The following is a 1,556-nucleotide window of genomic DNA, read 5'->3' as shown; positions in this document are numbered from 1 at the left end:
CCGACCCTGCGGCGTCCAGCAGCACGTCCGTGTCCAGGGACCGCAACACCCGTTCCGCGGCGGAGCGCATGGCCACCCGCCGGCCCGGCACCAGACGCAGCCGCGCTCCCGTGCGGGGATCGATCGGCCCTTCAAGGGGGTCATACGGCCACCCCGCGACCTCCAGTTCCGACGTCAGCGGGCTCTCCCCCGGCAGTGATTCCTCGCTGACGGACAGCGGGTGGATCGCGGCAGCGCCGTCGGCAACAAGCACCTCGAGTTCGGCCAGGAAGGGCGACATGTCCGCGAGCCCGGCGCGCGAGCCCACCCAGGCGGCGCTGGAAACCCAGAGCACGTGTTTGGCCCGGGTGTAGGCCACATACGCGAGCCGCCGCTCCTCGGCCTCGCCGTGGACCTGCACGGCGGACTTGAACTCCTTCTCGGCATCGAGCCAGCCCTTTTGATCCGGGTGTTCGAGGTCCCATTGCGGCAGGTCCGCGCGGTCCCCGCGCAGCGGCCAGGGCAACGCGGCGCTGCCGCTGCTCCAGCGCGAATCCCGGCTACTCGGGAAGGCCCCGGCGTTGAGCCCGGGCACGAACACCACATCCCATTCCAGGCCTTTGGAGGCGTGCACTGTCAGGAGCTGCACCGCTTCATGGTTTACTTCCGGCGCAGCCGCATCCAGTCCGTTCTCCTCGGCGGCCGCGGCCTCCAGCCAGGCCAGGAAAGCGAGCACGTCGACCCGCTGGGAGGTGTGCAGGAACCCGGCAGCAGCGTCCTGGAAGGCGTCCAGGTTGCGGCGGGCCTGATGAATGCTGATCCCGGGCCGGGCCGCAACTTCGATATCCAGGAGCATGGCCCGCTCCACCTCGCCAAGCAGGGTGGTGAGGTCATCGCCCATGTAGCCGCGCAGCTGCCGGAGCTCCGCCGAGAGCCGGTGGAGCCGCTCCAGCGCCTCCGCGCTGAGCTGGCGGCCCTGCGCGGAGGTCCAGCCTTCGCGCGGCAGCCAGTCGAGGGCTTCGACGAGGCTGGCAGCGTCCGTGAGGTCACCCTCGATCACCGCCGCCTCCACGCCGTCGTCAGCAGCGTCGTCGTCGTCGTCGCTCATGGTGCCGGGGCGGCCGCGGCGCCGGGCGAGGAAGCTGGACCAGTCCCGCAGCGCCATCAGGTCCGCGGGCCCGATCCGCCAGCGCGCCCCGGCCAGCAGGCGCATCAGCGAATCGGAGCGGCCCGGATCGGCCAGCACCCGGAGGGTCGCAACCAGGTCGACAATCTCGGGGGTGTCCAGCAGACCGCCGAGGCCGACGATCTCATACGGGATTCCGCGCACCTCGAATTCGCGGCGGATGCATTCCATCTGGGCACGCCGTCGGCACAGCACCGCCATGGCGGGCGGCTCAGGCTCCGCTGGCGACCCGGAGAAGTCGGTCACCCTGAACTTCAGCACGTCCCCTGCGATCGCCGCGGCCTCGTCCTCGTCCGTGCCAAAGCGGCCCATCACCACGCGGCCCTGCACCGCGGCCGGGCTGGGCTGCAGCGGTGGAACCTCGACGCCGCCGGCCGTGTCCCGCTCGCCG

Annotated in this window: 1 protein-coding gene; it reads right to left on the bottom strand. The window is 71.5% G+C overall.

Features of this window, described 5'->3' with window-relative positions:
- A partial coding sequence (locus K789_RS0109080; protein ID WP_024366487.1) for a 3'-5' exonuclease occupies window positions 1–1,556 on the bottom strand: 1,556 nt, incomplete at both ends.

It is taken from the genome of Arthrobacter sp. TB 26 (genome assembly GCF_000427315.1).
In the GTDB taxonomy this organism is placed as follows: domain Bacteria; phylum Actinomycetota; class Actinomycetes; order Actinomycetales; family Micrococcaceae; genus Arthrobacter.
This window is presented reverse-complemented; position numbering and strand designations above follow the sequence as displayed.